We start from the raw sequence: 6,817 nt of genomic DNA on the forward strand, positions 1-6,817 counted from the left end.
ATCCGGGCCCGCGCCGACCAGGCCGCAAGCGGCGGTCCCGACCGGCTGCTGCGCGCCTGCGAGGCGCTCAACCTCGCCGCCCTCACCGCCAGCGACTGCGGCCTGCCCGACCTGGCCCGCGCCTGGTGCTGGCACCAGTTCACCCTGATCCACCAGGCGCGGCCGCTCCCGCTGGAGACCGCCAAGCTCGCGCTCCAGCCCGTCATCAACCTCGCCCGCCTGCGCATCCGCGACGGCGACGGACACAGCGCCTGGCAGCTCCTGCACGACCTGTTCACCGCCGTCCAATCGCAGAGGACCGCTGACCTCGATGGCCGGAACGTCACCTTCGACAACTTCACCCCGCCAGCCGATCAGCGGCAATTGTGCGCGTGGCTGTGGGAGGTGCTGCTGGCCGACGGCCTGTGCGCCCTTGCCCGCGCCAGCCGATGGGAGCAGGCCCTCGCCCAGGCCGAGCAGCTGCGCGGCATCGGCGCCCGGCTGTGGGAGGGCCGCCAGATCGCCATCCTCGCCCGCTGTTTCGCCGGTCACCCCGACGATGCCCTCGACATGCTGCACGGCAGCGAGCTGAAAGAGCCGTGGGAGCACGCCGTCGCCTCGTGCCTGTCCGTCTTGTGCCTGCGAGCCGCCCGGCGGCCCGCGCAGGAGGCGGAGCGGCAGATGACCGCTCACTACCTCGCCCTCGCCGACACCGGTATGCCGGAGCTGGCGGCCTTCACCACTCGGCTGGGCTTGGCCGTCACGGATCTGCTCGACCACCGGGGCGACCAGTCTGTAGTCCACGAACGGCTCGTCACTCTCGCCACCTCGCCCGGTGGCAGCTACGCTGCCCGTGACGTGCTGGCCCACGCCGCATCCGCGAAACTGCTGACCGAGCAGCAGAAGGGCGAACTCACCAAGGTGGTGGACGCATCGGGGCTCGGCCAGGGCCGCATGCCCGTCGGCATCTACAACGCCGTGGCAACGAGCATGAGCGCGGCCGCTTCCGCCGTGCGCGCAGGCGCGGCGGAGGATCTTTGAGAGAGGACTCGGCGGCCCGCCCAGCACAGCGCGGCCGGACGCGTTCCGGAATCTGGTCCACTGCAACCCTCCGCCCCTCGCTCTGGCCGTTCTTGAGACGGCTGGACTGAGGTTGACGGGATCCCGTCCCATCATCTGAATCGGACGGGATTTCGTGTTTTCCTATCCTGTCGCAACGAAGTTTGAGCAGTGTCAGCGAAGTTTGAGTGACCCAGGCCACTCAGTGGTGTTTCTCATCAGGAAGCCCGGCTCACAGCGCAGGAGACATCGCCAGGCTGACGTCTCCTGCGTGTCTCGAGGGGCTGGGTCTCCTCGGCATAGCAGACCCGGACGGGGGAGGTCGGCACCTGGGCCGGTGTCCGCCCATGCCACGACGCTCGGCACGCTCACCGCAGCACAGCCGATGGATCATCTCCGGACCGGTAGCGCGAGCGTGCCCGATAGGCTCGAGCGCGTTGCGCATCGGCCCCACCGACCAGGAGAACCATGGAACCTGACCTTGGCCGCGACGAGCACCTGCCCGCAGATCTGTCCGCCGATCTGTATCGGCTGCTCGAAGCAGGGTGGGCTGTCACTGGTCTGCAGCCCGTCGACGGAGAGGCCGGGCCTGCGTACCTGATCAGCGCCTCAGCGGGCGAGTGGTCGTTGCTGTCTGCCTATCCCCGCAACGGCGCGATCGAGGCCGAATGGTCGGCCAGCCTCTACCGCGGCCAGGACGAGTACGTCATCATCGATCGCGACGAATTCACCGCCATCGCCTCCGGGACGCGCAATGACCTGATGCGCGCCTGGGCGACGAAGGAACACCAGCTCCTCGTGCCGGACGAGAACGAGGACGGACCGACTTCCGATGACTCAGCCGGGAGCGACGGCATCCAGCGCATCAGCTACGCCGGCTTCATGACCATCCGAGGCAGCACAGCCGTTTACACCGAACTGCACCGCCGCAAGCAGCAGTTCGGCCGCTACGTCATCAGGGCCGACGATCTTCTCGCTCTGGACGAAGGTTCGTTCATCGAGGTCAGCTGATACCGATTCGTCCCCCGGCGGTTGGCCGCCGGGGCGGGTCCCGCCTCGGGAGGCCGAGCCGCGCCCGCACGAATCCACCGCTTCACCAGCGACTCGTCCAGGGCGACCGCCATCAGCTCGTTTCAGGGCAGCCGAGGGCTGATCGGCGCATTCGAGAGTCGTCGCAACACCATGATCACTTGCTCGCGGCGGCCAGCAGAGCGAGCCAACGAGGTTTCCGTATCCCCCGAGCTGCGGGGGATACGGAAACTCATGACCGGAAGGCGGCAGATCGCCAACGTGGGCGACAGAAGCCAGCCGAGATCAGAGTGGTCCGGTAACCTCGGCTGATGGCAAAGATCTTGGTCACGGGGATGTCGGGCACCGGCAAGTCCACAGCGTTAGAGATGCTGGCGGCCAGGGGACATCGCGCCGTCGATACCGACACCGACCAATGGAGCCACTGGGTGACCCTGCCGGACGGATCCAGCGATTGGGTGTGGCGGGAGCCGGCCATTAGGGAGCTACTCGCCAACCACGGTGAGGGTGCCCTCTTCGTGGCTGGCTGCAAGTCCAATCAGGGCCGGTTCTACCCGCAATTCGACCACGTCGTCCTGCTCAGTGCTCCTGCCCAGATCTTGCTTGCCCGTATCGCGACGCGCACCAACAACCCCTTCGGCAAGCGCCCCGAGGAACGCGCGGCCATCCTGCGTGACCTGGCCGACGTGGAGCCGCTGCTCAGGGCCACCTCCACTGTCGAGATTGACGCTTCTGCGCCGATCGACAAGGTTGTCCAGCAGCTTGAGGAACTCGCGCAAACGATGCCGTGACCGGGGGTTCAGGGACAGGCACTCCTGCCTCACTGCCTCTAGGTTCAGGCGCAGGTCGTCAAGAGCTTTGCGAGGCGTTCAGCTCGGCGGCGACGGCGTCGAGCTGACGCGCGTGTGAACCGACAGGTCGGTGCCCTTGGGGAAGTGCTGGCGCAGCAGGCCGTAGGTCTCGCCAGGGCGTAGAAGGGAGGGTACGGGGGCGGGGGCTACCTGCGCTGGATGGCTTTCAGCTGCTCCAAGGTCAGTTCCTGCGTGCGGTTGGCGTCCTGGCTTGTCACCCAGGCCAGGACGTGTGGGTCGACGTGCTGCCCGTGGGGCAGCCCTCCGATGGCGGTGTCCTGCCCATCAGAGGCGATCAGTTTGTGCACGTATTCAGCGAAGGCGCCGGGGCCTCCCCCGGCCCGGCCGACGTCGTAGCCGCGGGAGTGGTGCTCCGGCAGGAACGAGAGCGTGCCCGCGGTGGTGCGAATCCAGAACAGGTCGCTGATCCGATCGATGACCAGGCTGGCGAAGACATCGTCGGGACGCAGGTCCAGAGGGGCGTAGGTGGGTAGGTCCACTGGTCGGTGCCCGCGCGGACGGTCCGGAAGTGTTTTCCGACGACGGGCAGGCCGAACACGGGGTCGTGCCAGGTCCGGTGGCAGACACAGCCCGAACCCGAAACGGCCGCGGGACTGTCCTTGTCTTCGTCCACGCATGGGTCGAACAGCCTGGCGATGTCCTGGGTGTTCACGAGCGTGGCGTGCAGGGCGTTCGGCTCGCAGCGCACCAGGCGGTCCAACCATTCGCGCGCGTACGGGGACTGCCGCTCGATGGAGACCGTGGCGTTCCACGCCAAACCTGCCGCGCCGATCTGAGCCTCGACATACAGAACGAAGTGCTTATACCCCTTCGTGGGGTCGGTGAGGTTCAGGCTCGAGGGTGTCAGGCTCACGGTCGGCTCTCCCTGGTGTGGTCGGCGGATGGCGCTCTGGCGGTCGAGCAGATGGTGTGGTGGGTGGGGTTGCTCGGTCAGCTGTCGGCGCCCCGAGGGGGAGGAAGTCAAGTGCTGGCGTCTTCGCCGAGTTCGGCACTGGCGACCTTGCCGAGGCTCTCCCAGTCCATCTCGTCCTCAACGGCCTGCTTGAGTGCCGCCGCGTCAAGCTGCGCCTTGACAAGCTTTTCCAAGGCGGCTTTCGCTTGAGCTCTGCCGGTCTTCACCTTTTCCCAGAACTCGTCCGTCGTGTCGTACAAGGCGTTCACGGCGGCGCCCTGTGTCGCCCGAGCCGCGCTCATGGCGTCCCTCAGCTCCTGCGGAACGGTGGCCTTACCAGCGGCGATGAGCGTCGGCCGTGGTTCCAGGGCAGCGAGCCGCTTGATCACTTCCTGCTGTATGTAGAACGTCCGCTGAGCGGCAACCAGCGCGGGCGGGAAGTTGTACTCCTCTGTCATCGAACCTCCAGGTCACATGCTCTTCGCGGCTGAACCTAGCATCGAACGCACGAGCGACTCATGGAGGGCCCCGTCACCCTCTGACCGAGCCCACGGCCACGCCGGTGATCTTCTTGCACCTCTGAAACGGTGCTGGCCCAAAGACCTGCCCAAGTGGATACCGCCGGACGAGGCCGCCCACTGCCGGTACGTGACTACTGGGTCACGGTGAAACCCGCACTGGGAGCTGACGGACGACTCTGCCGAGAAGGACACCCTTGCCGCGGCCGCGGCCGGCTGCCCGAACGAACCGATGGCCTCAGCCCTGAACGGGTACCTGCGTCCTTCGCGCGAGCCCGCATCGGGCGCGCGCCGCTGGCTGTCCGTCTTGCCGAGGGTGGCCAGGGACCTGGTCAAGGCGCGACTTCAGGACGGAGAAGCGGCGCCCCGCCAGGGCGTGCAGCAGGCGCCGTTCCATGGCCTCCAAGCCCGCACTCGTCGCGAGGGTGGTGCGACCAGCCGTGATCTACCCGAACACGGGCTCCGCGCAGTGGAGGACCTCATGGTGGATCTGCGCTCGCAGATCCGCCGCAGCGTTGATGTCCGCTGGTTCGGTGAACGCGAACGCCGTCCAGAGGCTGGACACGGTCGGCCATGTGTGCGCGGTGCTGAGGAGCGGTCATGCCGTCATGGTGGACGGTCCCCGGCATGCGGGGGGCGAGCGCCAGCCGTGAGGCGCGCACGCGCAGCGCCGAAAGCGCCACAGCCCAGCCGGGTTCTCGTTCACGGCGCACCGTCCCCTCGGGGTCAGCTGAAGACGAGCGTGCGGAAGGCGTTACGGATGCACATCAGCGGGTCGCTGTCGCGGCTGAAGTAGAGCTTGTTGGTGAGCAGGACACCCCAGCGGTTCTGCTTGGGCGACAGCCACATGGCCGTGCCAGTGAAGCCATAGTGGACGTGGACGCCCTCGTGGGGATCGGTGCCGGGGGCGGGGTGCCAAAGAAGGCCGCGCGCGGGGGTGAGATCGCCGGTGTGGATCTGCAGGGACTCTGCGACCCAGGACGGCCCGAACCCGACCCGGCCGGGATCCGGGCCCGGACCCAGGAGGTGCCGCAGGAACGCGGCCAGGTCTTCCACGACGGAGAACACGCCGGCGATGCCGCACACGCCGCCCAGCAGGCGAGCGGAGTAGTCGTGGGCAAAGCCTTGGAGGTGGGCGCCGCTGTCGGGGTCGAGTTCGGTCGGCGCGCACCGGGCCCGATCCTGGATTGGTAGAGGGCCGAACCTGGTGTCGGTCATGGCGAGGGGCTGCCAGATCCGCTTGGTGGCGAGTTGGTCCAGCGGGGTGCCGGTGAGATGCTCGGCGAGGAACCCCAAGATCAAGGGGGCGCGGTCGGTGTACTCGACGGCCTCACCGGGCTGGCGGTGCAGAGCCTCGCGCAGAACGCCTTCGCGGATGGCCTGATGGTCGGTGCCGTAGAGGTTGCGGAGGTTGGCACGCGGCGGGACGCCGGCGGTGTGGGTGAGGAGCTGGCGCGCGGTGACCTGGCCGAGCGGATAACCGGCGACTTCAGGCCAGAAAGTCGTTAGAGCGTCATCCAGGGGGAGCTGCTGATCGTGCCACAAGGTGCCGATGACCGCCCACACGGCAAGAATCTTGGTGAGGCTGGCGACGTCGAAGATTGTGTCGAGGCGCATCGCCGCCTGGCCGGGGGCCAGCGTCCCGTAGGCGCCTCTGTCGAGCACGGTGTGGGCGTCGCCGATCGCCCAGACCGCGCCGGGGAAGACCCGCTCATGTACCCCGTGCTCCAGCAGGTGGGTGATGGAGTCGTGGGCGTCTGCCATGGTGCCTTCCCGTGGTCTGGGCTGGTGCGTGTGGCCAGCGTAGTGAGCATGCTGGGGCGCTTGCAGGCGTACGGCGGCCGTGTCAGGCGATCTCGTGGTTGAGCTTCCCCGCGCGACCGCGGCGGCGGACAAAGGCCGCTGCCCCCTACCGCACTGAACCCGGACCGGATGCGCGGTGTTCTGTGCCTGGTGGCATGCTCACACAGGCAGGCGCACCACTGCGGCGTTTCGGCTTGTTCCCGGAGCTGCCACGGGGGCAGAGCGGACAGATCCAGGCTGGCATTCATCTCTCCCCCGTCGCGGGCCCCCGAGGCAGGTCTATGCGCCGTCCTCGGCAGCGGCCTACGCGGTCGGCAGAGTGCTCAACTCCTGCACAACAGCCATGTCGTCGAACGGCAGCTTGCGGTCGCCGACGATCTGGTACGACTCGGCGCCTTTACCTGCAACGAGCACCACATCGCCCGGCTCGGCCTTCTCCAGCGCCCGAGCGATGGCCTGCCGCCGGTCGGTGATCCGCTCAACAACGGCAGCGGTTGTGCCCTTCAGGCCGGGCATGATCGCGTCGATGATCTCGTCAGGGTCCTCGCCGCGCGGGTTGTCGCTGGTGACCACCACCACGTCGGAGTACGTGCCGGCGATCTTTCCCATCGGGGCGCGTTTGCTGGGGTCTCGGTCGCCGCCGCAGGTCCTGTCGGACCACCACC

At 67.8% G+C, this 6,817-nt stretch carries 8 protein-coding genes; 4 read left to right on the forward strand and 4 right to left on the reverse strand.

Annotated elements, in window-relative coordinates; all coding sequences use genetic code 11:
- The 3 genes from AB0J09_RS51555 to AB0J09_RS51565 form a co-directional block, all read left to right on the forward strand.
- Positions 1-1,020, forward strand: a 1,020-nt coding sequence (locus AB0J09_RS51555; protein WP_360709002.1) for a hypothetical protein, incomplete at its 5' end; no start/stop codon positions are given.
- A gap of 486 nt (positions 1,021-1,506) precedes the next feature.
- On the forward strand, positions 1,507-2,049 hold the full coding sequence (locus AB0J09_RS51560) for a hypothetical protein (RefSeq protein WP_360709005.1): 543 nt from the start codon (positions 1,507-1,509) through the stop codon (positions 2,047-2,049).
- A 329-nt stretch (positions 2,050-2,378) separates the two neighbouring features.
- Positions 2,379-2,858, forward strand: coding sequence for an AAA family ATPase (locus AB0J09_RS51565; protein ID WP_360709008.1), 480 nt, complete (start codon positions 2,379-2,381; stop codon positions 2,856-2,858).
- A gap of 206 nt (positions 2,859-3,064) precedes the next feature.
- Here the strand turns inward: AB0J09_RS51565 and AB0J09_RS51570 are convergent, their stop codons facing one another.
- The gene (locus tag AB0J09_RS51570; protein WP_360709011.1) at positions 3,065-3,418 is read right to left on the reverse strand and encodes a hypothetical protein; all 354 of its coding nucleotides are present in this window, start codon (positions 3,416-3,418) and stop codon (positions 3,065-3,067) included.
- Positions 3,419-3,574: 156 nt separating this feature from the next.
- Between AB0J09_RS51570 and AB0J09_RS51575 the strand changes: the two genes are divergently transcribed.
- Positions 3,575-3,715, forward strand: coding sequence for a hypothetical protein (locus AB0J09_RS51575; RefSeq protein WP_360709014.1), 141 nt, complete (start codon positions 3,575-3,577; stop codon positions 3,713-3,715).
- Positions 3,716-3,899: 184 nt separating this feature from the next.
- On the opposite strand, the gene AB0J09_RS51580 is transcribed toward AB0J09_RS51575, so the two are convergent.
- The 3 genes from AB0J09_RS51580 to AB0J09_RS51590 form a co-directional block, all read right to left on the reverse strand.
- Positions 3,900-4,289, reverse strand: a complete 390-nt coding sequence (locus AB0J09_RS51580) for a hypothetical protein (protein ID WP_360709017.1) — start codon at positions 4,287-4,289, stop codon at positions 3,900-3,902.
- A gap of 786 nt (positions 4,290-5,075) precedes the next feature.
- Positions 5,076-6,113, reverse strand: a complete 1,038-nt coding sequence (locus AB0J09_RS51585; RefSeq protein WP_360709020.1) for a serine hydrolase domain-containing protein — start codon at positions 6,111-6,113, stop codon at positions 5,076-5,078.
- A gap of 342 nt (positions 6,114-6,455) precedes the next feature.
- Positions 6,456-6,817, reverse strand: a 362-nt coding sequence (locus AB0J09_RS51590) for a cyanophycin synthetase (protein ID WP_360709023.1), incomplete at its 5' end; no start/stop codon positions are given.

It is taken from the genome of Nonomuraea sp. NPDC049784 (genome assembly GCF_040659615.1).
Taxonomy (GTDB): Bacteria; Actinomycetota; Actinomycetes; order Streptosporangiales; family Streptosporangiaceae; genus Nonomuraea.

What these genes read in the sequence shown, in the direction of transcription:
- AB0J09_RS51560 (WP_360709005.1), top strand. Translation starts at nt 1,507, where the DNA reads ATGGAACCTGACCTTGGCCGCGACGAGCACCTGCCCGCAGATCTGTCC.
- AB0J09_RS51575 (WP_360709014.1), top strand. Translation starts at nt 3,575, where the DNA reads ATGTCCTGGGTGTTCACGAGCGTGGCGTGCAGGGCGTTCGGCTCGCAG.
- AB0J09_RS51585 (WP_360709020.1), bottom strand. Translation starts at nt 6,113, where the DNA reads ATGGCAGACGCCCACGACTCCATCACCCACCTGCTGGAGCACGGGGTA.
- AB0J09_RS51580 (WP_360709017.1), bottom strand. Translation starts at nt 4,289, where the DNA reads ATGACAGAGGAGTACAACTTCCCGCCCGCGCTGGTTGCCGCTCAGCGG.
- AB0J09_RS51565 (WP_360709008.1), top strand. Translation starts at nt 2,379, where the DNA reads ATGGCAAAGATCTTGGTCACGGGGATGTCGGGCACCGGCAAGTCCACA.